Source organism: Flagellimonas sp. (assembly GCF_965233845.1).
Taxonomy (GTDB): domain Bacteria; phylum Bacteroidota; class Bacteroidia; order Flavobacteriales; family Flavobacteriaceae; genus Flagellimonas.
In genome coordinates this window covers 3,323,113-3,346,674 of the sequence record NZ_OZ247584.1, presented here as the reverse complement: position 1 = coordinate 3,346,674, position 23,562 = coordinate 3,323,113, and the positions used below count along the sequence as shown (strand labels likewise).

The following is a 23,562-nucleotide window of genomic DNA, read 5'->3' as shown; positions in this document are numbered from 1 at the left end:
ATTGTGAGGTTATTTTATGGATGCTTCGTACATGGCTTTCAGAAGGCTATTGGAATCTTTGGTGTCGTTGCCCAATTGCCAAAACATAATGCCTCCCAATTGCTTTTGTAGTGCATATTCTGTCTTCAAGCGAACGGAAACGGTATCGTCATAGCTAATAAATATACTATCCGTGGCATTGTAGAGGTAGGGTGCCTTGGCTATAGGGTCCCAATATCTTTTGTACTGGGCGTCAGGTTCAAATTCACTCCGGATCTGTCTATAGGCGCTCCATCCAATATGCGCCCCTGTGTTGGACTGGTACAAACCGTTGTTGGTAGGCGGAACACCTTTCCAAGCCCGGCCATAGAACGCAGACCCGATGACGATCTGTTCTGCTTTAACGCCTTGCTGTAAACAATAGTCAACAATACGCTCCGCTGATCTGGGGTCAAGACTGGTAATGCCTCGTTCCTTTAATTGCTCTCTTCGCTCATTCATGTATTCCCAAGCAAAGGTTTCTTTGACATCCGCTTCGGTTATGAGTCCTAGCGGTGTATGATGTCCGGTAAAGGGGGAACTTCCACCGACTTGATCATAGGTCATGATATTCATATAATCCACATGCTTCATTACTTCCAGTAACTCCACATTGTTGTAGTATTGTTGCCAACCCGCAGAGGCAAAGGTTAGGGTTTGTTTGCGTTCCAGGGTGTTCAATCCCTCCCGAAGCTCTTTCATCAGCAGGGTGAAATTTTGCTTGTCTTCAGGTCGTGCTCCTGTACCAGCGGCAGGAATGGCGGGATATTCCCAATCCATATCCAGTCCGTCCAGTTCGTAAGCCTTATTAAAGGCAACCGCGCTTTCCACAAACTTTTTCCGATTTTCAGGAGTATGCGCCATGTCCGAAAAACCATCGGCACCCCATCCGCCGCAGGCAATCATTATTTTAATGTGGGGGTGTTTTTCACGTTGGGCTACCAAGGCTTTGAGTTTTTCGCCAGACTCCTCATTTCTAAACTTCATTTCACCATCAATCACATTGGTAAAGGAGAATATGATGTGGGTGAGTTGATCCAACGGAAGTTGGTCTGGTCGGTAGTCCGCCTCTGGAACATAGTAACCCATTACTACAATGGGATGTTCTTTTGGTGTTTCCTTTTTTTGATGGTTGCAAGAACTGATCAAACCAAGGACGATGGTAAGATTAAAGATGGTGCCAATAAACCATTTGATTTTCATGAGTGTTGGTTTTGCACTCAAAATGTAATCAATTCCATGATCACAAAGGAAAGATTTAGACCGAGGGCATTGCAGAAAGCACCAACGGCACTAATGGGACAAAAAAAACCGTGCCTTAATGTTGACACGGTTTTTGTAATATAATTGGTGTTCAGATGATTACATCATTCCTGGCATTCCGCCGCCACCTCCCATTGGAGGCATAGCTGGGGCATCTTCCTTGATGTCTGTCAATGAACATTCCGTGGTCAAGATCATTCCTGAAACAGATGCTGCATTTTCCAATGCGATACGGGTTACTTTTTTGGGATCGATGATACCTGCTTTCATCATCTCCACATATTGGTCAGACTTGGCATCGTAACCAAAGTCACCCTTACCATCCATTACTTTGGCAACAACAACAGAACCTTCGCCACCAGCGTTTTCAACTATGGTACGCAATGGAGATTCAATAGCACGCGCTACAATTTGCAATCCAGTTTCCTCATCGGCATTTACAGAATCAACTTTGGCAAGTACAGACTTGGCTCTAACCAAGGCAACACCTCCACCAGCAACGATTCCTTCTTCAACGGCAGCTCTTGTGGCGTGCAAGGCATCATCCACACGATCTTTTTTCTCCTTCATTTCAACCTCGGAAGCGGCACCTACATAAAGTACGGCAACACCACCGGCCAATTTGGCCAAACGTTCTTGAAGTTTTTCCTTGTCATAATCGGAAGTGGTCGTTTCAATTTGTGATTTAATCTGATTCACACGGGTTTTGATGTTGTCCGTGTCTCCAGAACCATTCACAATAGTTGTATTGTCTTTGTCTATAGTGATTCGCTCACAAGAACCCAACATCTCCAAAGAGGCATTTTCTAAAGAGAACCCTCTTTCCTCAGAAATAACGGTACCGTTGGTTAGGATGGCGATGTCTTCCAACATGGCCTTTCTTCGGTCACCAAAACCAGGTGCTTTAACAGCAGCGATTTTTAAGGAACCTCTCAATTTGTTCACGACTAAAGTAGCCAATGCTTCACCATCAACGTCCTCAGCAATGATCAAAAGAGGCTTTCCGGATTGGGCTACAGGCTCCAATACAGGAAGTAGATCCTTCATGGAAGAGATTTTCTTGTCGAACAACAAGATGTATGGATTCTCCAAATCGGCAATCATCTTTTCAGAGTCGGTAACGAAGTAAGGGGAAAGGTATCCGCGATCAAATTGCATTCCTTCCACAACATCAACATAGGTATCTGTACCCTTGGCTTCCTCTACAGTGATCACACCTTCTTTACCCACTTTTTCAAACGCTTGGGCGATAAGGTCACCTATGGCTCCGTCGTTATTGGCAGAGATGGCGGCAACTTGCTTAATTTTTTCTGAGGAGTCTCCTACTTTTTTGGACTGCTTGGCTAGATTTTCAACAATGGCTTCCACAGCCTTGTCAATTCCTCTTTTCAAATCCATTGGATTGGCACCGGCTGCAACGTTCTTAAGGCCTTCCTTTACGATGGCTTGTGCAAGAACGGTTGCAGTGGTTGTTCCGTCACCGGCAAGATCGTTGGTTTTGGAAGCAACTTCTTTTACCATTTGGGCACCCATGTTCTCCAGGGCGTTTTCCAATTCAATTTCCTTAGCTACAGTTACCCCATCTTTAGTGACTTGGGGAGCGCCGAAGGATTTGTTGATGATTACGTTTCTACCTTTGGGTCCCAAGGTAACTTTTACAGCATTGGCCAAGGCATCCACACCTTTTTTTAGGCCGTCGCGTGCATCTATATCGAACTTAATATCTTTTGCCATTTTATAATTTTTATGTTGAAAAATTAAAGTTCCAAAATCCAAATCCCAAATGATGAATTCAGGAAGGTCGCATTTTGGAGTTTGTTATTTTGATTTTGGAAATTTTAGCTGTTATACAATTGCTAAAATGTCACTTTCGCGCATGATCAGGTAGTCAGAACCGTCCAATTTCAGTTCGGTGCCTGCATATTTTCCGTAAAGAACCGTATCGCCAACCTTAACGGTCATGGATTCGTCCTTGGTTCCAGGACCAACGGCAACTACGTTTCCTTTTTGGGGTTTTTCTTTGGCGGTATCGGGGATGATGATTCCCGAAGCTGTTTTGGTCTCAGCCTCTACAGGTTCTATAAGTACCCTGTCCGCTAATGGTTGGATGTTAACTTTAGCCATATTATTAATCTTTAGGTATTTGTTTTAAAAATTCTCGAATGTTTGGACAGAAATTATGCCATTATGATGAAAACTGACATTATAGAAAACAAAAATGCCAGCTTGTCATTTCAAGCTGGCATTATGTATTTGTTCTGTCACCTTTTTTAGTTGATGGTGTCCGCTGGATTAGTGTTATCCGTAGCTGGAACTTGCTCAGGAACTGTTTCTGGAACCGTCTCGGGTACTGTATTTTCAATATCGTCCCCTTGCAACAATTTAGAATCGGCCTGACTGAAATTTCCCTTAAGGGAAACATTGGAAATTAGAATCAAAACGATCAACAACCCTGCTAAGGTCCAAGTGCTTTTATCCAGAAAGTCCCCAGTTTTTTTGACTCCCCCAACAATTTGGCTTCCACCACCGCCAAAAGAGGAAGACAATCCGCCTCCTTTAGGGTTCTGTACCATGATCACCAATACCAACAAAAGGCATACAACAATGATCAAAATCAAAAATATAGTAAACGTACTCATGGTTTTATCTTAATCTTTTTCTTTCTGCAGCTTCTTCACCGCCCGAATTTGGTCTGCAAAGAAACCACTTTTTTCCGGATATTTCAAACTCAATATTTTGTACGCCTGAATGGCTTTTTTGTACTTTTTTTGCTCCAAATACACCTTGGCCAATGTTTGGGTCATCAGCTCAGTTTTGTCCATCTTGGTGGACTCTTTTATGTTGACCTTGGCACCGGAATCTTCATTGGGAACAATCTTGGGTTTATTCTCAATAAACTTGTCCAACAAATCAAACTTTTGTCTTTTGTCCAGTCTTTTTGAATCAGATTCCTGGTTAGCCTCATCCACTGAACTGGAGGTAAGTTGCAACCATTCGGTAAAGGAGTGGCGCTCCTTTTTGGTGAAGGGCAGGGGTTTTCCCAATTCCAATTCAGCGTTTTCTTCGGAAGTTTCTTCGGTATTTGGTTCCGATTCAGTGCTGTCGGGTTTGGATTTAAACAAGGCCGGACTCAAAATTTGTTCCGCGTCCTGAATATTTTGGGGAAGTGCTTCCTTGGACTCGCCCAATAGATTTTCCGCTTCGGGATTCGGTTCAATCTCCTCGGATACTGCTTTTTTGTCTTCCAACTTGGGCGCTCTACCGGCAATGGTATCTGCTATATTGTTTTGGACAAACTCCTGGGATGTGATAAAATCAAAAAGAACATCGCGATCCGCCGTATGGGCGGCAGTGACCTTTAGGGCATTGTTGTATTTATAACTGTCCAGATTTTTTAGTCCTTTTAGGTGTAAGGCCCTGGCAGCTTGAAAGTACGGATACTCTTCAATGATACCTTCCAGTTCCCGCGTTTGTTTGGGAGACAGGATGGTGTCCGATTTTTGAAGAACTTCTATAAAATCCGATACGTTCATTTGTTTACCAATTCCCTAAAGAGGCATTAAAAATATCCTGGGTGATTCGTTCAAAAATTTCCTCATGGGCGGCAGATTGCACTGATGGCAAGGAAGCCGCAGCATCAAAATCAAAAAAGAAGGAAAAGCGACGTTCAAAATCAGCATCGTCCTTGGTTTTGTTAAAAAACCGCACATTAACGCTCATGGTCAATCGGTTCTGGGCCGTCAATTGATCGGCAGTTGCGGTCATTGGGGTTACCCTGTATTCCACAATTTCCCCTTCGTAGAGCAAATCCCCATTACTACCTGTCAGCGAAAGACTGGTTAGATTGTTGATCATTTCCTGTAGGGCATTGGTAAACTCTCTATCCAATCCGGGTTCAATGGTTGAGCCAGGATTTTGGTCGGCATAATTCTGAAAAAAGTTCACCTGGAAGCTCTCCGCAGTTCCTATATCAGCACCAGAAAAATTATAAATTCCACAACCTTGTAGGCTGAAAAACAGGACAAGTAGTCCTAATTTAATTCCTTTTTTTACCATTGATTTATCCAATAATCCAACACTTCAATAATCGATTTAATCAAAAATTACAGATCGTACTGCTTGATTTTCCTATACAAGGTCCGTTCTGAAATACCTAGCTCCGAGGCGGCTGCCTTTCGCTTACCACGGTTTCGTTCCAAGGATTTTTTGATCAGCTCAATTTCCTTTTCCTGTAAAGATAGGGTTTCTTCCTCTTCAATTTCCTCGGCAAAATGATAGCGGTCCTCCTGTTGTTGTGATACGGTGCTTGTGGTTTCAACAAAAGGTTCAGGTAGCTGTAAAACTTCTGTTACATTGGTTTCTTCCTGTGGAACTTCCTCTTCCTTGTTTCCGTAAATCTTGCGGATCAAGGTTTCATTTTCCTCCTGTACTTTTTCAGAGTCGTTGTTTTTCAACAATTCTAAAGTGAGCTTTTTGAGGTCGTTGAGATCCCCTTTCATATCAAACAACACTTGGTACAAGATCTCCCTTTCATTACTGAAATCACTTTCCTTCTTTTGCTGTTCAATTACGGCAGGAAGGTTGGTATTACTGGAGTTGGGCAAATACGTATGCAGCGTGGCAGCTGAAATGGTTCGATTTTCCTCCAATACTGAAACCTGCTCCGCAATGTTTCGCAACTGTCTAATGTTTCCGGGCCAGCGATATTTCAACAATAATTGAATGGCAGGTTCCTCCAGCCTTATGGTGGGCATTTTATATTTCTGGCCAAAGTCGGAGGCGAATTTTCGGAACAACAAATGAATATCGTCTCTGCGTTCGCGAAGCGGAGGGATATTGATTTCCACGGTGCTCAATCTATAATAGAGGTCTTCCCGAAACTTTTCTTTTTTAATGGCCTCAAACATATTGATATTGGTTGCGGCCACAATACGCACATCCGTTTTCTGGACTTGGGAGGATCCCACTTTTAGGAACTCTCCATTTTCCAATACCCGAAGCAATCTAACCTGGGTGGTCAAAGGCAATTCCCCAACTTCATCGAGGAAAATGGTTCCTCCATTGGCTACTTCAAAATACCCACTACGGGTTTGGGTGGCTCCTGTAAAAGCGCCTTTTTCATGTCCAAAAAGTTCACTATCAATCGTTCCTTCGGGGATGGCCCCGCAGTTTACGGCAATATACTTGGCATGCTTCCGATGCGACAGGGAATGAATAATTTTTGGAATGGCCTCCTTACCCACACCACTTTCCCCGGTCACCAAGACCGAAATGTCCGTAGGGGCAACTTGTATGGCTTTTTCCAAGGCCCTATTCAGCTTTACATCATTACCGATGAGTTCAAAGCGTTGTTTTATGGATTGAATTGATTCCATATTTTTTTAGAGTCTGGATTCAAGAAGCAAGAAACAAGACCTGTCTTGGTTCCTGGCTCTTAAATCTTAATTATTTTTACTTAAACCTTGTGCTTCCCCTATTAAGGTCGCAGAGGTGCATTCGTTGATTTTGACATTGACAAAGTCGCCCACTTGGTAATTTTCCTTCGGAAAAACAACCACGGTATTTTGGGAGTTTCTCCCCATCCAATGCGCATCCGATTTTTTTGAAGACCCTTCCACCAAAACCTCCTCTACCTTGCCCACATGTTGTTGGGTTCTGTAAAGCCCATGTTTTTGTTGAAGATCAATAATCTCCCTAAGCCTTCTTTTTTTGGTGTCCTCTGGAATATCATCCTCCAATTTACGGGCAGCCAAGGTGCCAGGTCGCTCGGAATAGGCAAACATAAAACCGAAGTCGTACTTCACATATTCCATGAGACTCAAAGTATCTCGATGATCTTCCTCGGTTTCCGTGGGGAAACCAGCTATCATGTCCTGGCTAATGGCGCAATCCGGAATGATTTTTCTAATGTTATCTATCAGCTCAAAATATTCTTCGCGGGTATGCAAGCGGTTCATGGCCTTCAAAACCCTATTGCTCCCACTTTGCACGGGAAGGTGGATGTACTTGCAAATATTCTCATGTTTGGACATGGCCTCAATCACATCCAAGGTCATATCCTGTGGATTGGAGGTAGAGAAACGAATCCGCATTTTAGGCTGTGCAATGGCGACCATCTCCAACAGCTTTGCAAAGTTCACCGAAGTGGCCTTTTGCATTTCCGAGGCCTTTTCAAAGTCCTTTTTTAAACCGCCACCATACCATAGGTAGCTGTCCACATTTTGGCCCAACAGGGTAATTTCCTTAAAGCCTCTTTCCCACAAATCATTCACCTCTTCCAAAATGGATTGGGGATCTCTACTGCGCTCGCGTCCACGTGTGAATGGAACCACACAAAAGGTGCACATGTTGTCACATCCACGGGTAATGGACACATAGGCCGTTACACCATTGGAGTTCAGTCGAACAGGAGCAACATCACCATAAGTTTCATCTTTGGAAAGAATAACGTTCACCGCATTTCTTCCCTCGTCAATCTCTTGGATTAGGTTGGGGAGGTCTTTGTACGCATCGGGGCCTACCACCATGTCCACAATCTTTTCCTCTTCCAGAAATTTGCTTTTCAAACGCTCAGCCATACAGCCCAAAACCCCAACCTTCATTCCTGGATTGGTTTTTTTGACCGCATTGAATTTTTCCAATCTTTTGCGGACGGTCTGCTCGGCTTTTTCCCTAATGGAACAGGTGTTGACCAAAACCAAATCGGCCTCCGCCAAATCCTGGGTGGTATTGAATCCTTCCTTGGCCAAAATGGAGGCTACGATCTCGCTGTCCGAGAAATTCATTTGACAACCGTAACTTTCAATGTAAAGCTTTCGGTCGTTCTTTTCATCACGTTCCAAAGCAAGGGGACTTCCTTGTTGACTTTCGTCTATAACCTTCTCTAATTCTTCGTTCCTAATCATTTCGCTATAATGGGATGCAAAGATAATGCATAATCCAAATTAGTGACAATTTGGCAGTTGAATTATGAAGGGATTAACCAAATTTTAAAGAAAATCGTCCGAAGCCTTATAAGCATCTATGACGGCCTGCTCCCCTTTGGAGCCTTCAATGGAGTTACCGTGCTCCATGCCCAAAATGTCCTTATAGCCTTTGTCGTAAATAAACTTGAAAACGTTTTTATAGTTGATTTCCCCTGTAGTGGGCTCCTTTCGACCTGGGTTGTCCCCAATTTGAAAGTATCCAATTTCATCCCAACAAGCTTCAATGTTGGGGATCAAATTGCCCTCCTGAATCTGTTGGTGGTAGATATCGAACAAAATTTTGCACGAAGGAGAATCAACCGCTTTACAAATTTCATAGGCTTGAGGACTTTCAGACAAAAAGAGACCTGGATGGTTTCTGAAGTTCAAAGGCTCCAAAACCATAACAAGTCCATGCGGCTCCAAAATATCAGATGCCCTTTTTAAGGATTCCACCACATGGGCGGTTTGGTATCCCATATTTTGTCTGAGGTCTACATGGCCGGGAACAACGGTCATCCATTTGGCGTTTACACGTTTGGCCACTTCAACGGATTCTTTGATGTGGGATAGAAATTCTTCCAGAAGATTTTTGTCGCCACTGGCCAAATTGGGTTCTTTCCAGTAAATCTCATGGGCCACAAAAACGCCCATGTCCATCCCTCTATTGGCCATGGTACTGGCCATTTTCTCCTGCAGGGCAACCGTTCTCTTTTTCATGCCATTGTCCTCGTAGGCTTTAAAGCCTTGGTCTGCCATAAAGTTGAGTTGGTCAATAGGGTCATCGCCAGCTTTGTTTTTAAACATGCCCAAATGCGGGGCATATTTTAAATTGAACGTATGCGCCATGGGCTTGGCTTCTCCTCCAAATAAATTTGGGGAAACCCCTAGCGCAGCACCGGCCATTGCCGTGCTGTTTATAAAAGTTCTTCTTTTCATAATTGATGCTGTTAGGGATTAAACAAATTTGGTTACCCCGGGCATGGGAATTGGATATCTTCCTTCAGCATCTGGTACAGTGGGTGGATTGGAATCCCAAGTTGGATTTTCGGGAACCAAACTCAAATCCGAATTCAAGGCCTGTTCCCAAGTAATGGTCTGACCAGAGTAGGTGGCCATTCTACCCATGATGGCGGTCAATGTGGATTTGGCACCATTCTCCGCATCCGCAATTACTTCCTTGTTGCGGATAGAGGCAAAGAGCTTGTTATGTTCTACTTGATAGGGATTCGGGTCGCCCTCTGTTTTGGTATTCAATATGGTATTTCCTCCCAAGTCCGAAATCACTCCGCTACCAGTCACGATTCCTCCTTTGGAACCTTGGAATACCTCGTCCACTCTTGAAAAACATCCTTTTTGATGCCTACACTGACTAGAGATTACAGCTCCGCTCGGATAAGTGAATTCCACGAAGTGGTGATCATAAATTTCGCCATGGTCCTTGCCATTTCTGGTTTGCCTGCCCCCCATACCTTGGGCCGAGGCCGGATATTCTCCAATAAACCAGTTGGCCACATCAATGTTATGGATATGCTGCTCCAATATATGGTCGCCACATAGCCAATTGAAGTAATACCAATTGCGCATCTGATATTCCATCTCGGTCTGCTCAGGGGTTCTTGGTCTTACCCAAACCCCACGACTGTTCCAGTACACTTGGCCCGATACAATTTGTCCAATGGCGCCATTTTGCACTTGCTCATAAAGCCTGTGGTATTTTTTCTCATAATGGCGTTGCAGACCAACAACCACGTTCAGTTTTTTCTCCTTGGCAATTTTGGCACTTTTCAATACGCGTCTAACCCCAGCTGGATCCGTTGCCACGGGTTTTTCCATAAATACATGTTTGTCTTGCGCAATGGCATATTCAAAATGCAGGGGGCGAAATCCTGGAGGGGTAGTCAAAATGACTACATCCGCCATATCTATGGCTTTGGAATAGGCATCAAAGCCCACAAAACGATTCTTATCTTTTACATTGATTTTGCGTTCCCCATCAAAATGTTCCGTGATGGCGGTCAGGCTGTTTTCAAGACGGTCTTGAAAAGCATCGGCCATGGCTACCAATTCTACATCGGGGTCGGCCGTTAGGGCCTGAACCGCGGCACCGGTGCCACGTCCCCCACACCCAACCAGGGCCAGTTTCAATTTTTGGTTTCCTGCTACATAGCCCATGGCATTCATGGGAATAGTGCTGGTCATTAAAGCACCGGTTGCGAGTCCGGTGGTCTTGACGAACGATCGTCTGTTCAATTTTTCTGCTACGTTGTTTTTGCGATTTTGCGACATGGTTTTAGTTTGTATGTTTTTCCTTCCAATATACTTTTTGTTCTTCGGCACTAGGAGTTTTATAGGGCCTAACAATTCTAAATCCGATAAAGGGGGCATCGGTATGCCACCATTTACTTTTTGGGATTTGAGGGTCTCTTATTTTCCATTTCTTTTGGGAAACTTTTCGGGATGCGCTTCTTAATCGGTCCGCAGTATCTGCCCAAGAGCCTCCCTTTAATGTTCTCGGGTAGGTTTTGTCCGGTTTTACAAACGGGTTCACGCTGGTCTTGTTTCTCCGCTTGGAATAGGTTTCCGCATCATATTTGTCCAAGGTCCATTCTGCTACGTTTCCGTGCATATCGTACAGTCCCCAAGCATTGGGTTTTTTTTGACCTACTTGATGTGTTTTTCCATTACTGTTTTCTTTGGACCAGGCATAGTCGTCCAGGTTGGAAGCACTGTTCCCGAAAGAGTAAGCACTTTTGGTGCCTGCTCTACAGGCGTATTCCCATTCGGCTTCGGTGGGAAGTCTGTAAAAGTTACCGGTCATGGCGGTAAGCCATTCACAAAATCTGGAGGCGGCCAGCTGGGTCATGCTTACTGCGGGATGCCCTTCGACCCCCATGCCAAAATCCATAACAATATAAGGAACAGTGGCTCCGGAAACAGCGTCAACTTCAATGGAAGCTTCATTCGCCAGTTTTTTGGAATCCCTTTGGTTGTCAATGGACCTGTGCACGTAGAGGTTGTACAAATCCCAAGTGATTTCGTATTCGGCCATCCAGAAAGACGCAACTTCAACAGAATGGGTGGGCCCTTCATCGCTGGTTCTTCCCTTTTCGCTGGGTGGACTGCCCATGGTAAATGTGCCGCCCTGAATGGGAATCATTTTAACTTGGACGTCGGTTCCTGAAATGTTTTGATTGTAGGCCTTAAACGGTTTTTGTGCCGTGCTGCTTATTCCAATAAGGAATAAGGTGGATAAAAAAAGTGTTCTCAATAGGTTAATAAAAAAAGTGTTCTCAGTTTGCAGTATTCTCAATAAAAGTATGGTTTTATATGGGATATATTTAAACTTTTTTGTGAAAATCCACGCAACGTTGTTCCAGACTTCTTATCTAACAAATGCTATACAATCCAATAAACTTAAACAAAAAATGAAAAAGAAAATTCTACTGGTTTTATCCTTGGTAGCCATAAGCTTTGTATCCTGTGAGTCCAATGATGATAGCGATTATGCAGAATACTTGGTTGCCAGGCCTCTTGTGATCAGCAAGACAGAACTAACCACTGTTGACATTATTGCTCCAACCCCCATTAATGAATCGGGGAAAGTTTACACCTATCAAGATTACATTTTTATCAATGACAAATACCAAGGGGTGCACGTCATTGACAATTCCAATCCGCTACAGCCAAGAAAAATTGCCTTTATCAAAATTCCCGGAAATGTGGATATTTCCGTTAAGGGTGATTTCCTATATGCCGATAGTTTGACCGATCTTGTTGTATTGGATATCTCTGATATCAATAATATAGCACAAGTTAACCGACTGGAGAACGTACTACATAATAATGTTTTTTGGCCCTTTGAAGCCGATATTGTGGAAAATGAGGGTTTTGATTGGGAAACCGAAGTATTGATAGGTTGGGAAACTACTACGGAACGAAGACTGATTGCTGAAGTGGAGGAGCAAAGAAATACAGATGTGATATTTTTTGGTGATATCGCTGTGGCTGAAGCTTCCGATGCTGGAGGCGCCGGACAGGGAGGGTCGTTGGCAAGGTTTAAAATTGTGGAAGATTACCTCTACGCCGTGGACAGCCATAATATTAATGTATTCAACATTTCCGATTTGGATAATCCTGTAGACTTGGAAGATGTTTATGCCGGATTCGATATTGAAACCATTTTCAATAGGGGCAACCATTTGTTTTTGGGAAGTATGAGAGGGATGTACATTTATGATATTACCTCCCCTGCTACCCCAACTTTTGTATCTGAGTTTCAACATGGCACTGCTTGTGATCCTGTTGTGGTGGATGGGGATTATGCCTATGTGACCTTGAGAGGAGGAAACAACTGTGGGGCTTTGGAAAGTGGACTCTTTATTGTGGATATATCTGATATTGAAAATCCCGAGTTGACCGTGGATTATCCCATGGATGAGCCTTATGGTTTAGGAATACGGGATGAAAAGTTATTTGTGTGCGATGGAAGTTCCGGACTCAAGGTCTATGACAAGACCGATGTGATGGCGTTGGAACAGTTAAATCATTTTAAAGATATTGTTACGTTTGATGTTATTCCGTTGGAAAGCCATTTAATCATGGTGGGCGATGAGGTGTTGTATCAATATGAATATCTGGATGACGACATCAGGCTTATGAGCCAAATTGACTTGAAGTAATCCAATACAATAAGCTTCTGTAATATCCCGTTTTAAGCGGGATATTTTTTTGCGCTTTATTTTGTCAAAAAGTCAAAATCGAAAAATTCATATACTTTTGTTACCTCTAAACCCCGTTGCATGCCTAAGAATTTAGTTATAGTTGAGTCACCTGCGAAGGCTAAGACCATTGAGCGTTTTCTAGGAAAGGACTTTCAGGTAGAATCCAGTTTTGGTCATATTGTAGACCTACCTTCCAAGGAACTTGGTGTTGATGTAGACAATGGATTTAAACCCAAATACACAGTTGACAAGGAAAAGAAAACCTTGGTGAAAAAACTGAAGGATTTGGCTCAGAAAGCAGATACCATTTGGTTGGCCAGTGATGAGGACCGGGAAGGGGAGGCCATTTCATGGCATTTGGCCGAGGCTCTAAAATTGGATAAAAGCCGGACCAAACGAATCGTTTTCAACTCCATTACCAAATCGGCCATCCAAAAGGCCATAGAAAACCCAAGGGAAATCAACTATAATTTGGTGAACGCCCAGCAAGCCCGAAGGGTCTTGGACAGACTGGTGGGGTACGAACTCTCTCCAGTGCTCTGGAAAAAAATCAAACCGGGATTGTCCGCAGGTAGGGTGCAGTCTGTTGCTGTACGATTGATTGTGGAACGGGAACGGGAAATCGAAGGGTTCACTCCAGAGGCTTCGTATAGAATCCGTGCCGAATTCAAAACTTCCAACGGAAATAATTTTGCCGCCAAATTGGGTAAAACCTTTCCCACCAAGGAAGCAGCGGAAAGCTTTTTGCAACAAAATAGGGGTGCGGATTTTTCCGTGGCCAGTTTGGACAAAAAACCGGCCAAAAAGTCTCCGGCACCTCCATTTACAACTTCAACCTTGCAACAGGAAGCCTCGCGTAAGCTTTACTTTTCAGTAAGCCGTACCATGCAGGTGGCGCAGCGTTTATATGAAGCAGGTTTGATTACCTACATGAGGACGGACAGTGTCAACCTTTCCAATGAAGCGCTGAATGCTGCCAAGGACGCCATTGTTCAAAATTATGGGGAGTCCTACAGCAAGGTGAGGAACTATACAGGTAAATCCAAAGGCGCACAAGAGGCTCACGAAGCCATTCGACCTACAGATATGTCCAGGCAAAACCCATCCTTGGAAAGAGATCAAGCCAAATTATACGAATTGATCTGGAAACGGACCTTGGCTTCCCAGATGAGCGATGCCCAATTGGAACGCACCAATGTAAAGATTAAGGCCAATACCCACGGCGAGGAATTCGCTGCCAATGGGGAGGTGGTCAAGTTTGATGGATTCCTTAAAGTATATCTGGAAGGGATTGATGAGGAGGATAGTGTTGAGGAACAAGAAGGGATGCTACCTGCCATGAGCGTGGGAGAAGCACTCCAAAATAATTTTATCACAGCCACCCAACGTTTCACACGACCACCCTATAGATATACCGAAGCATCTTTGGTGAAAAAACTGGAAGAACTAGGTATTGGTAGACCCTCTACCTATGCACCTACTATTTCCACCATTCAAAACAGAGGGTATGTAGAGAAGGGAACCGTGGAAGGCACGGAAAGAAAATATACCCAGTTGTTATTGGAAGCTGGAAACATAGCTGAGAAATCGCTTTCCGAGATGATAGGTTCCGATAAAGGCAAATTGGTGCCCACAGATATTGGAATGATCGTGAACGATTTCTTGGTGAGTCATTTTACCACCATACTGGATTACAATTTTACCGCCAAGGTGGAGGAGAACTTTGATGAAATTGCCGATGGGGAAGAAGATTGGCAAAAAATGATGCAGGAATTCTACAAGGACTTTCACCCCAAAGTGCTTCATGTTGAGGAAAACGCGGAACGTGCCAGTGGGGAACGGGTTTTGGGTACCGATCCAAAATCGGGAAGACAAGTGGCTGCAAGATTGGGACGTTTTGGCCCCATGGTTCAAATAGGTACTGTGGAAGAGGAAGAAAAACCCTTGTTTGCCAGTTTGTTACCGGAACAGTCCATTTCCACCATTACTTTTGAAGAGGCTATGGAGCTTTTTCAACTCCCAAGAAAATTGGGTCAGTATGAAGGAGAAGAAGTGGAGGCCAATGTGGGCCGATTTGGTCCTTACGTTCGTTTTGGTAAAAAGTTCATTTCCCTGGATAAGGGAGAAAGTGCTTTTGATGTGGATATGGATCGTGCCATTGAGTTGATCAAGGCCAAGCAAAAGGCAGATGCCCCCATCGCCCATTATGAAGATCTGGAAGTTACTAAAGGTGTTGGACGTTTTGGTCCTTTCATCAAATGGAACGGAATGTTCATCAACGTCAACAAAAAATACGATTTTGATAATTTGACCCAGGCGGATATAGGAGAGCTTATCAAGGCCAAAAAAGTCAAGGAGGCCGAGAAATTGGTCCAGGAATGGCCCGCCGAGAAAATCCGTATTGAAAAGGCCCGATGGGGACGACATAATATTATTAAAGGTAGAATCAAGGTGGAGTTGTCCAAGGATGTGGATGCTACCAAGATTTCCTTGGAAGAGGCACAGGCCCTTTTGGAAAAGAAAACACCTAAAAAGAAAACAAAGGCGAAAGCAAAAAAGTAAATGGCATTCGATTTTTTGGTTCCGGTCAGTGATAAGGTACTGGCCTATTCAGAATTACTTCCACCCCAGGCTCTGGGAAAAAACATCCATAAGCACACAGAGAAGAAAGGTCTGCCGGTGTTTGCCAATGCAACGGTGGCCATCTTCGCAGTAAATGAATCCCGAAATGCTTTCGAGAAAAAACCCGAACGCTTGGATGTGGACGAAATCCGAATCCAGCTGTATCGTCTTATGACAGGGAACTGGAATTCCACCATTTTGGACATTGGTGATATTGAGGAAGGGGACACCGTAGAGGACACCTATTTTGTGGTAAAAGAGGTAGTGGCCGGTCTTTTGGAGGAGAATATTATACCTATTATTATAGGGGCCACCCAGGATATCACATTTCCAACCTATAGGGCATTTGATAAAATCAGGGACATGGTCAACTTGGTGTCCATTGATAGCCGGTTTGATTTTGGAGAGGAAGAAGAGCTGATTTCTTCCCACTCCTACATGACCCGAATCATAACAGACAAACCCAACAATCTTTTCAATTTTTCCAATATTGGCTACCAAAGTTATTTCAACGCCCAGGAAGAAATTGATTTGATGGAACGACTTTTCTTTGATGCCTATCGTTTGGGAGATATTGCGGCCAACATTTCTTTGGCAGAACCCATTTTAAGAAGTTCCCATATTGTTAGTTTGGATCTAAGGGCCATTCGCGCCAGCGAAATGGGCTTGTACAAAAACTTTTCCCCCAATGGATTTACAGGAAGGGAGATTTGTGCCATAGCACGATATGCGGGCATAAGCGATAAGGTCTCCCTGTTTGGAATTTATGAGGGCGAGAACTCGCTTCAGGCTTTCCAAATGATTGCGCAAATTATCTGGTACTTTATTGAAGGCATCAGTTTTAGGATAACGGAGTTTCCAAGTTCCAAGAGTGAGGACTTTACCAAGTTCACTGTACCAACGGATACTGAGGAACTGATCTTCTATAAAAGCCATATTACAGAACGCTGGTGGGTTGAGGTCCCATCAATTTTACCCGAACATACTAAAACAAATTCGGCGGCGTTATTACCATGCACCGAGGAGGACTATTTGGATGCTTGCAACCAGAAGATTCCCGAAAGGTGGTTCAAAGCTTACAGAAAGGGCTTTAACTGAACAAATTAAATTTTGAGCATTAACTGTTTTTACACAATAATTTATTCAAAAATCAGTTTTGAGAATAAGAAATTTGTGTAGCACAGTTTAAAAAACTAAATCGAAAATTTAACCTAAAGTATGAGAAAGCTATTCTTTTCATCTATAGCACTTGCTTTTTTACTCGCTAGTTGCGGTTCAAATTCAAAGTCAAAAGGTGAACTCGTTGGAGCCCAAGGAAAAAAATGGTATCCAGAGAAACCCTATGGGATGGAACTAATTCCCCGTGGCTCCTACGTAATGGGTAAGGCTGAGGAAGATCAGGCTAAAGTATTGAATGCTCCTACTAGAACGGTGACCGTTCGTTCCTTTTATATGGACGATACGGAAATTACCAATAGTGAGTATCGACAGTTTGTGGAGTGGGTGAAGGATTCCATTACCAGAACCAAATTGGCCATCTTGGCCGATGAGTTGGGAATTGGCCCAGAAGATGAAGGGATAGGGGAATATGCCTTCAAGGACACTGACACTTCCAGAATTTCAGTTTACGAAAAATATATGCTCGACAATTATGCTGGTCTTGGAGAGACCGGTTATGAAGGTAGGGCCTTGAACAAGGATGTAGACTTGGTTTGGGATACCTCTGAATACCCAGATGAGTACTACGCCGAAGTGATGGATTCCATTTACTTACCTGAAGAGGAAAGTTACAATGGATTGCGTTCCATAGATGTTACCCAATTGAAGTACAAATACAGTTGGATGGACATTGAGGCCGCCGCCAGAGCTAAAAAAGGAAGAAGAAAAGACTTTATTAAACACGAGGAACTTGAAATTTATCCGGACACTACGGTATGGATCAAGGATTTTGAGTATTCCTATAACGAACCCATGCACAATGATTACTTTTGGCACGATGCATACAGCGATTACCCCGTTGTTGGGGTAAACTGGATGCAGGCCAAGGCGTTCTGTAACTGGAGAACCAAGTTCAAGAACGATGATCAAAAGGCAAGGGGCAAACAATTTGTAAACCAGTTTAGGTTGCCTACAGAAGCCGAATGGGAGTACGCTGCCCGTGGAGGAATTGAGGGAGGAACCTACCCTTGGGGTGGTCCATATGTGATCAGCGACACAGGTTGTTTTATGGCCAACTTTAAACCACAACGTGGGGACTACGCAGCAGATGCTGCCCTATACACCGTGGAGGCAAAGTCTTATGAGCCAAACGATTACAATCTTTACAACATGGCTGGTAACGTAGCGGAGTGGACAAGCTCCAGCTTTGACCAAGGAGCCTATGAATACCTGTCCACCATGAATCCAAATATTGGATCGGGGCAGAACCAAAGAAAAGTGATCCGTGGAGGGTCTTGGAAAGACGTTGCTTATTTCTTGCAAGTAAGTACACGGGATTACGAATACCAAGATTCCGCACGTAGCTATATCGGATTCAGAACCGTTCAGGATTATATGGGCGAGGAAGATTCCACCAACGGTAGAAGAAACGGGTTACCTTCTGCTAGATAAATTAAGAAAGAGAGCATTATATAAACCAGTAACCAAATACTTATTTATATAACTTAATTAAAACTAGAATTATGGCACAGTCAAAATCAACAAAAAAGCTGTTTAACATGGCCTACGGCCTTGGGGCATCGGTAGTAATTATTGGTGCACTATTTAAAATCCTTCACTGGGAGTTCGGACCACTGACCGGTGGATTGCTTCTTGCAGTAGGATTGATCACTGAAGCATTGATCTTTGCTATCTCTGCATTTGAACCAGTAGACGATGAATACGATTGGTCTTTGGTGTATCCAGAATTGGCCAATGGTCAGTCCAAAGGAAACAAGAATGACGCTAAGCAAGCTAAAGAAGCTGAGGGTCTACTTTCCAGAAAATTGGATGATCTATTGAAAGAAGCCAATATCGATTCTGAGTTGTTCAACAGCTTGGGTGAAAGTATCAAGAATTTTGAGGGAGCTGCCAAAAACATTGCTCCTACAACAGATGCTATCCAACACACTAAGAAGTACTCTGAAGAGTTGTCACATGCTGCCGCTCAAATGGAGTCTTTGAACAGCTTGTACAAAGTACAATTGGAAAGCGCTAGCCGTCAAGCTTCCATTAATGAGGAAGTAGTACAGAATGCCGGAGCTCTTAAAGAGCAAATGGAATCTTTGGCCACCAACCTTTCTTCCTTGAATGGAGTTTATGGAGGTATGCTTTCTGCCATGAGCAAAAACTAATTAGGGTTTAATTGATATACCAAACCCCAGATCAAATTAATTAATAATTCTAATTAGATAAAAAACATGGCATCAGGAAAACAGACACCACGTCAGAAGATGATCAACCTTATGTACTTGATCTTCATCGCGATGTTGGCATTAAATATGAGCAAGGAGGTCCTCGCTGCATTCGGTTTGATGAATACCAAATTGAAGGCTTCCAATGAAGCTGTTTCTAAGAACAACGCGGAATTCTTTGCAAGTCTAGAAACAAAGGCTCGTGAAGATAACATCAAGTACGGACCTATGGTTGAGAAAGCCAAAGTTATCCAGCAACTTTCTAATGAGTACTATGCTTATTTGGGTGAGTTGAAAAAGGGTATGTTGGCCGACCAAGAAGATCCAAACAACTACGTTGTTATGGATAAATCAGACTATTTAGACAATCTCTTTTTTAAAGGAGACAATCTTAAGCCGGAAGGCCAAGAGTTCCTGTCTAAACTGGAGGATTACAGAGAAAAAATTTCCGCAGCACTTCCAGAGAATATGTCTGAGATTAAAGGAGCTGTAGAAACTAGATTTGAAACTGGTGATAAGGATGGGAAAGTAACTAGAATCAGGGATCAGGTTAAAGTGGATTGGATGAACTACCACTTTGAAGGATACCCATTGGTAGCTTCCTTGACCAAGATCACGCAGTTGCAGGCTGACATTAAGTCCACAGAGCAAGAAGTATTGAAAGGACTTTTGGAAGGTAACTTGACAGAAGCCGTTTCCTTGAAGAATTTCGCTACGTCCTTGTCCGCTTCCAAAACTGCTTTTTACACAGGTGAGAAGTACGATGGTAAGATTATCATCAGTAAGACTGACAACTCTTCCAAGCCAGTTAGGGCTGAGTTGAAGTTGGATGGTAGAAATCTTGTTGCTGATAAGGATTATGTATTGGAAGAAGGTGGTATCAAACTATTGATCAGTGCTGGTGCTGCGGGTGACCATACTGTTTCTGGAACTATGTTCTTTATGCAGGATGGTGAAGAGATTCCAGTTGAGGTGAACAATACCTTTGCTACGATCACTAAGCCTAATGCTGCAGTTATCTCTGCCGATAAAATGAATGTTGTTTACCGTGGTGTGGCCAACCCTATGACCATCTCCATTCCTGGTATTCCAGATAACAAGGTTAATGCTAGAGCAACTGGTTTGAGCAGAAGAAGTGGTAGCAACTATATCATGAATCCAGGTACAGGTAGAACAGTAACTATTACTGCTTCTGGTACTTTGCCTGATGGTCAGGCGATTTCCACAAGATCTGAATTTAGGATCAAGGATATCCCAAGACCAGGTGGTACCGTTCGTGGTGAGGCCGGTAGCGTTAAAATGCCAAGAAGAAACCTTGAGATTTCTACAGTTGGCGCTATGTTGGAAGACTTTGATTTTGACTTGAACCTAGCCGTTAGCGGATTTAAGTTCAAGGTGCCAGGTCAGCCAACCATTAACGTAAACGGTAACAAATTGGATGGAAGAGCCAAGTCTGCTCTAAAAAGAGCCAAGCGTGGTGATGCCGTTCAGATATTCGATATCAAAGCTTATATCACCAACAACAGAACATACAAGTTGAAGAAGGTATCTCCTGTTGTAGTTGAGCTTACAAATTAATTAAGTATAGAAGTATAATCATGAATTGGAAAAATGCATTAATTATTGGAGCGTTGGCTTTTGCTCCCGTATCCATGCTGGGTCAGGCAAACATCTTGAATGCCAAGTTACCACAGGATATAGGTGTAAAGACCGAGGCCCAAAAAGAACAGGACAATGACGCCCCCCTAGCCTACGGATATGTAGATGATAGGGACATCCTTTGGTCCAAGACCGTATGGGAGACCATTGACCTGGACGAGCGTGTTAACTTTCCATTGTACTACCCAACCGATACCATAGGTATTGGAGCGGACAGAAGGTCTTTGTACCATGTTTTGATGAAGAACATCAGAAATGGAAAACTGACCGAGGTGTACACCGATTCGTATTTCACTGAAAAACGAACTTTAGGAGACTTAAGCGCTACGTTAAGAAAGGTGGATACCACCGACCTTGGATACGAGCAATTGAATGCTGGAGAGCAGATTTCTGCGGAGTTTATCAACCAAAGGGATTTGAGCGCAGCCGATATTGAAGAGTATCGCATAAAGGGAATGTGGTATTTTGACAAGCGTCAAGGTGAGTTGAAGTACAGACTATTGGGAATTGCCCCTGTAGCTCCGGACGTAAACTTTATTGATGACGAGTCTGTAGATCCAGGCGAAAACAAAGTAGAACTTTTCTGGATATGGTATCCTGCCGCCCGTCAAGTTCTGCATGATGCCAAGGTCTATAACCAGCGTAACTCTGCGCGACCCATTTCCTTTGATATGCTGTTGAACGCACGCCGATTCAACGGGGTTATCTATAAGGAGGACAATGTCCATGGGGATCGTGAAATAGACGATTACGTATTTGATAATGCACTGTTCCAGTTGTTGGAGGCCAAACGAATCAAGGAGGTCATCCGCGATAGGGAACAGGATATGTGGGCGTATTAAATGAGTCTCAACCTTTAAGCTAAGAGCGAAAAAGGTTGCTAGACGAATTAATCCCGAATTTATTCGGGAAGCCCAAAATAAATTTCCAATTCTATACAGCAAAACGCCGCACGAAAGTGCGGCGTTTTTTCTTGGTTTGTCACCTCAAACTGCCATTCTGAGTGAAGCCGAAGGAGCAGTTTTGAATAAGAATTTTACATTCAATGATATTACTCTAAATCCAGTGAAGGAGTATATCTCCAAAACGTTCGAAGTTCATCATCTGTTCCAGGTCCAACGCCACCAAAAATATAGACATGTTCGTCCAATACTACCACGGCAGATCCTTGTCTTCCTCCTCCCGGAAAACTGGTTTTTTGTGTCCAGCTATTGGAACTTGCATCATATTCCCAAATATCATTTAGGTAGGATGAATCTTGGCCTCTGCCAAGACCCACATAACCCTTATTCCCCACATTGAAGCCGATGGCTTTTGTTCTTGAAATGAAGGGCAATATACTTCCTAATTCTGTCCATGAATCATTGGCAATGCTATACCTGAACATGCTATCTGAATACAAGGCCCCTTTTCCTGTGACAACATAGCCTTGTGTGCCAATACTAAACCCTACCGCGTCAAGATTACCATCGCCATATTCTTTGAATCCTGCCAAATCTGTCCAGGTATTGCCGTCAAATGACTTTAATTTACCATCATCTCCCAAGGTTTTAATGCCGTAGACATAGCCAACATCCTGATTTACAAAAGAAGTCAGTCCACTACCCCAATTGGATGCCATACCATCCCATGCAGCCGTGGCTGGATCAAAATACCAAGTATCATCGACATCATTGCCTTGATAAGTACCTGTGATAATATACCACTTATTGTTCTTTACAAAAGAGGCTGCTCTAAATCTGGGGGAACCAGGACAGGTAACGCCACCAGACCACGTACCTTCATCAGGATCATAAACATAAACTCCGTCAGAGTAGGTGGTTCCGTAAAGACCGAATCCAAAATAAATCTGATTATGGTCATCTACATCCTTTAAAATTGCCATATTGCCGCTTTGGACCGGATCTTTGTTTGCCATCCACCACGGGATTCTAGGTTTTTCCATGGTCCAATGGTGAAATCATCCGTACTTTCCACTTCCTGTCCTCCAACATTTACAGTTATTTTACCAGTGGTTGCGCCTTCGGGAATATCAACCGTCAACTGAGTTGTTTGGGCGTCGGTAATTGTAGCCGGGGTACCATTGAATTGAACAACATTGTGAGCAATGGTGGGGCTAAAGTTTGTTCCTACAATGATCACTTCGGTTCCTGCTATTCCCTGCTCGGGAGTAAAACTGGTAATGATGGGTAATGGTACTACGAAATTCCCTAAGCTTTGTACTGTTTCATTACCGACCTCTACACTGATTTTGCCATCGGTGGCTCCAGATGGCACAATCACCTGTAATTGTTCGGCAGTGGCACTGCTTACCGTACAAATCACTCCATTGAATTCTACAGTGTTATCAACCTTGTTAGGGCTGAAGCCCGTACCATCAATGGTAACCATGGTGCCCACAATTCCTTGTTGCGGGTCAAATCCCGTAATGGAAAGTTCATCTTCGGATTCAGTTGTTACCGTAAATGTCCCTGTGCTTTTAGTTTCCTGTCCATCCACCTCCACACTTATCTTTCCATCCGTAGCCCCGGCGGGGACGGTAACCGTTAATTGTGTGGTCGATGCATCAGTAACCGTGGCTTTCGTACCATTGAATTTTACAATGTTCTCGGCCGCTGTTGCACCAAAATTGCTGCCATCAATGGTGACGTCGATTCCAACGTTCCCCTTTGTGGGGTTAAAACTTGAAATAGAAGGCGGATTGGCATCTGGAGTATCCAGTTTTTTTGGGTCGTCCTTGCCACAATACACAAAAAGTACCGCGGCCAAGATGCATGAAGCATAAGTAAAAATTGACTTTTTCATCATAATAAAGATTTTAGAAAGCCAATAAAAGGAACAATGGATGTGTTATGGCCCAGGAATTGACCAATGCCCGCTTTCAATTGACGGATGGGTTTTTTCAATGAACAATTACCA

20 protein-coding genes are annotated in these 23,562 nt (G+C 43.4%); 7 read left to right on the top strand and 13 right to left on the bottom strand.

The features are described 5' to 3' along the window. Window positions 1-9: 9 nt before the first annotated feature. From ACO6S0_RS14860 to ACO6S0_RS14810, 11 genes are all read right to left on the bottom strand, one after another. Window positions 10-1,221 (bottom strand): glycoside hydrolase family 18 protein, encoded by a 1,212-nt coding sequence (locus ACO6S0_RS14860; protein ID WP_422349106.1) that lies wholly within the window; start codon window positions 1,219-1,221, stop codon window positions 10-12. A 159-nt stretch (window positions 1,222-1,380) separates the two neighbouring features. Further along, a complete protein-coding gene (gene groL, locus ACO6S0_RS14855) occupies window positions 1,381-3,015 on the bottom strand; it encodes a chaperonin GroEL (RefSeq protein WP_422349105.1) in 1,635 nt (544 codons plus the stop codon). 111 nt (window positions 3,016-3,126) lie between these two features. Next, window positions 3,127-3,405, bottom strand: a complete 279-nt coding sequence (locus ACO6S0_RS14850) for a co-chaperone GroES (protein ID WP_138837935.1) — start codon at window positions 3,403-3,405, stop codon at window positions 3,127-3,129. A 146-nt stretch (window positions 3,406-3,551) separates the two neighbouring features. Next, entirely contained in the window at window positions 3,552-3,920 is a 369-nt protein-coding gene (secG, locus tag ACO6S0_RS14845) for a preprotein translocase subunit SecG (RefSeq protein ID WP_420400895.1), read from the bottom strand. Between the two features lie 9 nt (window positions 3,921-3,929). After that, on the bottom strand, window positions 3,930-4,814 hold the full coding sequence (locus ACO6S0_RS14840) for a hypothetical protein (RefSeq protein WP_422349104.1): 885 nt from the start codon (window positions 4,812-4,814) through the stop codon (window positions 3,930-3,932). Window positions 4,815-4,818: 4 nt separating this feature from the next. After that, window positions 4,819-5,337 (bottom strand): LptE family protein, encoded by a 519-nt coding sequence (locus ACO6S0_RS14835; RefSeq protein WP_422349103.1) that lies wholly within the window; start codon window positions 5,335-5,337, stop codon window positions 4,819-4,821. A gap of 47 nt (window positions 5,338-5,384) precedes the next feature. Beyond that, window positions 5,385-6,656, bottom strand: a complete 1,272-nt coding sequence (locus ACO6S0_RS14830; protein WP_422349102.1) for a sigma-54 interaction domain-containing protein — start codon at window positions 6,654-6,656, stop codon at window positions 5,385-5,387. Window positions 6,657-6,722: 66 nt separating this feature from the next. Next, entirely contained in the window at window positions 6,723-8,186 is a 1,464-nt protein-coding gene (gene miaB, locus ACO6S0_RS14825) for a tRNA (N6-isopentenyl adenosine(37)-C2)-methylthiotransferase MiaB (RefSeq protein ID WP_422349101.1), read from the bottom strand. 84 nt (window positions 8,187-8,270) lie between these two features. Further along, a complete protein-coding gene (locus ACO6S0_RS14820) occupies window positions 8,271-9,185 on the bottom strand; it encodes a hydroxypyruvate isomerase family protein (RefSeq protein WP_422349100.1) in 915 nt (304 codons plus the stop codon). Between the two features lie 18 nt (window positions 9,186-9,203). Further along, the gene (locus ACO6S0_RS14815) at window positions 9,204-10,535 is read right to left on the bottom strand and encodes a Gfo/Idh/MocA family protein (RefSeq protein WP_422349099.1); all 1,332 of its coding nucleotides are present in this window, start codon (window positions 10,533-10,535) and stop codon (window positions 9,204-9,206) included. Between the two features lie 4 nt (window positions 10,536-10,539). Continuing rightward, window positions 10,540-11,559: a formylglycine-generating enzyme family protein gene (locus tag ACO6S0_RS14810; RefSeq protein ID WP_422349098.1), complete on the bottom strand. Its 1,020-nt coding sequence runs from the start codon at window positions 11,557-11,559 to the stop codon at window positions 10,540-10,542. A gap of 115 nt (window positions 11,560-11,674) precedes the next feature. Here ACO6S0_RS14810 and ACO6S0_RS14805 point away from each other — a divergent pair, with 115 nt between their 5' ends. From ACO6S0_RS14805 to gldN, 7 genes are all read left to right on the top strand, one after another. Then, window positions 11,675-12,928 (top strand): LVIVD repeat-containing protein, encoded by a 1,254-nt coding sequence (locus ACO6S0_RS14805; RefSeq protein ID WP_422349097.1) that lies wholly within the window; start codon window positions 11,675-11,677, stop codon window positions 12,926-12,928. 120 nt (window positions 12,929-13,048) lie between these two features. Next, window positions 13,049-15,532 carry a type I DNA topoisomerase gene (gene topA / locus ACO6S0_RS14800; protein WP_422349096.1) on the top strand — a complete coding sequence of 828 codons (2,484 nt, stop codon included), beginning with the start codon at window positions 13,049-13,051 and terminating at the stop codon, window positions 15,530-15,532. Next, on the top strand, window positions 15,533-16,690 hold the full coding sequence (locus ACO6S0_RS14795) for a formimidoylglutamase (RefSeq protein ID WP_420400885.1): 1,158 nt from the start codon (window positions 15,533-15,535) through the stop codon (window positions 16,688-16,690). It begins immediately after the preceding gene. 120 nt (window positions 16,691-16,810) lie between these two features. Then, window positions 16,811-18,202, top strand: a complete 1,392-nt coding sequence (gene gldK, locus ACO6S0_RS14790) for a gliding motility lipoprotein GldK (protein WP_420400884.1) — start codon at window positions 16,811-16,813, stop codon at window positions 18,200-18,202. Between the two features lie 71 nt (window positions 18,203-18,273). Next, a complete protein-coding gene (gene gldL / locus ACO6S0_RS14785; RefSeq protein ID WP_420400883.1) occupies window positions 18,274-18,924 on the top strand; it encodes a gliding motility protein GldL in 651 nt (216 codons plus the stop codon). A gap of 66 nt (window positions 18,925-18,990) precedes the next feature. Beyond that, window positions 18,991-20,562, top strand: coding sequence for a gliding motility protein GldM (gldM, locus tag ACO6S0_RS14780; RefSeq protein WP_422349095.1), 1,572 nt, complete (start codon window positions 18,991-18,993; stop codon window positions 20,560-20,562). 20 nt (window positions 20,563-20,582) lie between these two features. Beyond that, on the top strand, window positions 20,583-21,485 hold the full coding sequence (gene gldN, locus ACO6S0_RS14775) for a gliding motility protein GldN (RefSeq protein ID WP_422349094.1): 903 nt from the start codon (window positions 20,583-20,585) through the stop codon (window positions 21,483-21,485). Between the two features lie 209 nt (window positions 21,486-21,694). On the opposite strand, the gene ACO6S0_RS14770 is transcribed toward gldN, so the two are convergent. Then, complete coding sequence (locus tag ACO6S0_RS14770) at window positions 21,695-22,528, bottom strand: Kelch repeat-containing protein (RefSeq protein ID WP_422349093.1); 834 nt, start codon at window positions 22,526-22,528, stop codon at window positions 21,695-21,697. After that, window positions 22,516-23,451 carry an IPT/TIG domain-containing protein gene (locus ACO6S0_RS14765; RefSeq protein ID WP_422349092.1) on the bottom strand — a complete coding sequence of 312 codons (936 nt, stop codon included), beginning with the start codon at window positions 23,449-23,451 and terminating at the stop codon, window positions 22,516-22,518. Before ACO6S0_RS14765 ends, ACO6S0_RS14770 begins: the two co-directional genes overlap by 13 nt. Between the last annotated feature and the right edge of the window lie 111 nt (window positions 23,452-23,562).

Excerpts from the sequence above, each read along its gene's own strand:
- ACO6S0_RS14860 (WP_422349106.1), bottom strand. The coding sequence starts at position 1,221 with ATGAAAATCAAATGGTTTATTGGCACCATCTTTAATCTTACCATCGTC.
- ACO6S0_RS14840 (WP_422349104.1), bottom strand. The coding sequence starts at position 4,814 with ATGAACGTATCGGATTTTATAGAAGTTCTTCAAAAATCGGACACCATC.
- secG (WP_420400895.1), bottom strand. The coding sequence starts at position 3,920 with ATGAGTACGTTTACTATATTTTTGATTTTGATCATTGTTGTATGCCTT.
- ACO6S0_RS14795 (WP_420400885.1), top strand. The coding sequence starts at position 15,533 with ATGGCATTCGATTTTTTGGTTCCGGTCAGTGATAAGGTACTGGCCTAT.
- ACO6S0_RS14850 (WP_138837935.1), bottom strand. The coding sequence starts at position 3,405 with ATGGCTAAAGTTAACATCCAACCATTAGCGGACAGGGTACTTATAGAA.
- ACO6S0_RS14835 (WP_422349103.1), bottom strand. The coding sequence starts at position 5,337 with ATGGTAAAAAAAGGAATTAAATTAGGACTACTTGTCCTGTTTTTCAGC.
- gldN (WP_422349094.1), top strand. The coding sequence starts at position 20,583 with ATGAATTGGAAAAATGCATTAATTATTGGAGCGTTGGCTTTTGCTCCC.
- gldK (WP_420400884.1), top strand. The coding sequence starts at position 16,811 with ATGAGAAAGCTATTCTTTTCATCTATAGCACTTGCTTTTTTACTCGCT.
- gldM (WP_422349095.1), top strand. The coding sequence starts at position 18,991 with ATGGCATCAGGAAAACAGACACCACGTCAGAAGATGATCAACCTTATG.
- miaB (WP_422349101.1), bottom strand. The coding sequence starts at position 8,186 with ATGATTAGGAACGAAGAATTAGAGAAGGTTATAGACGAAAGTCAACAA.
- gldL (WP_420400883.1), top strand. The coding sequence starts at position 18,274 with ATGGCACAGTCAAAATCAACAAAAAAGCTGTTTAACATGGCCTACGGC.
- ACO6S0_RS14805 (WP_422349097.1), top strand. The coding sequence starts at position 11,675 with ATGAAAAAGAAAATTCTACTGGTTTTATCCTTGGTAGCCATAAGCTTT.
- ACO6S0_RS14820 (WP_422349100.1), bottom strand. The coding sequence starts at position 9,185 with ATGAAAAGAAGAACTTTTATAAACAGCACGGCAATGGCCGGTGCTGCG.
- ACO6S0_RS14770 (WP_422349093.1), bottom strand. The coding sequence starts at position 22,528 with ATGGCAATTTTAAAGGATGTAGATGACCATAATCAGATTTATTTTGGA.
- ACO6S0_RS14815 (WP_422349099.1), bottom strand. The coding sequence starts at position 10,535 with ATGTCGCAAAATCGCAAAAACAACGTAGCAGAAAAATTGAACAGACGA.
- topA (WP_422349096.1), top strand. The coding sequence starts at position 13,049 with ATGCCTAAGAATTTAGTTATAGTTGAGTCACCTGCGAAGGCTAAGACC.
- groL (WP_422349105.1), bottom strand. The coding sequence starts at position 3,015 with ATGGCAAAAGATATTAAGTTCGATATAGATGCACGCGACGGCCTAAAA.
- ACO6S0_RS14765 (WP_422349092.1), bottom strand. The coding sequence starts at position 23,451 with ATGATGAAAAAGTCAATTTTTACTTATGCTTCATGCATCTTGGCCGCG.
- ACO6S0_RS14830 (WP_422349102.1), bottom strand. The coding sequence starts at position 6,656 with ATGGAATCAATTCAATCCATAAAACAACGCTTTGAACTCATCGGTAAT.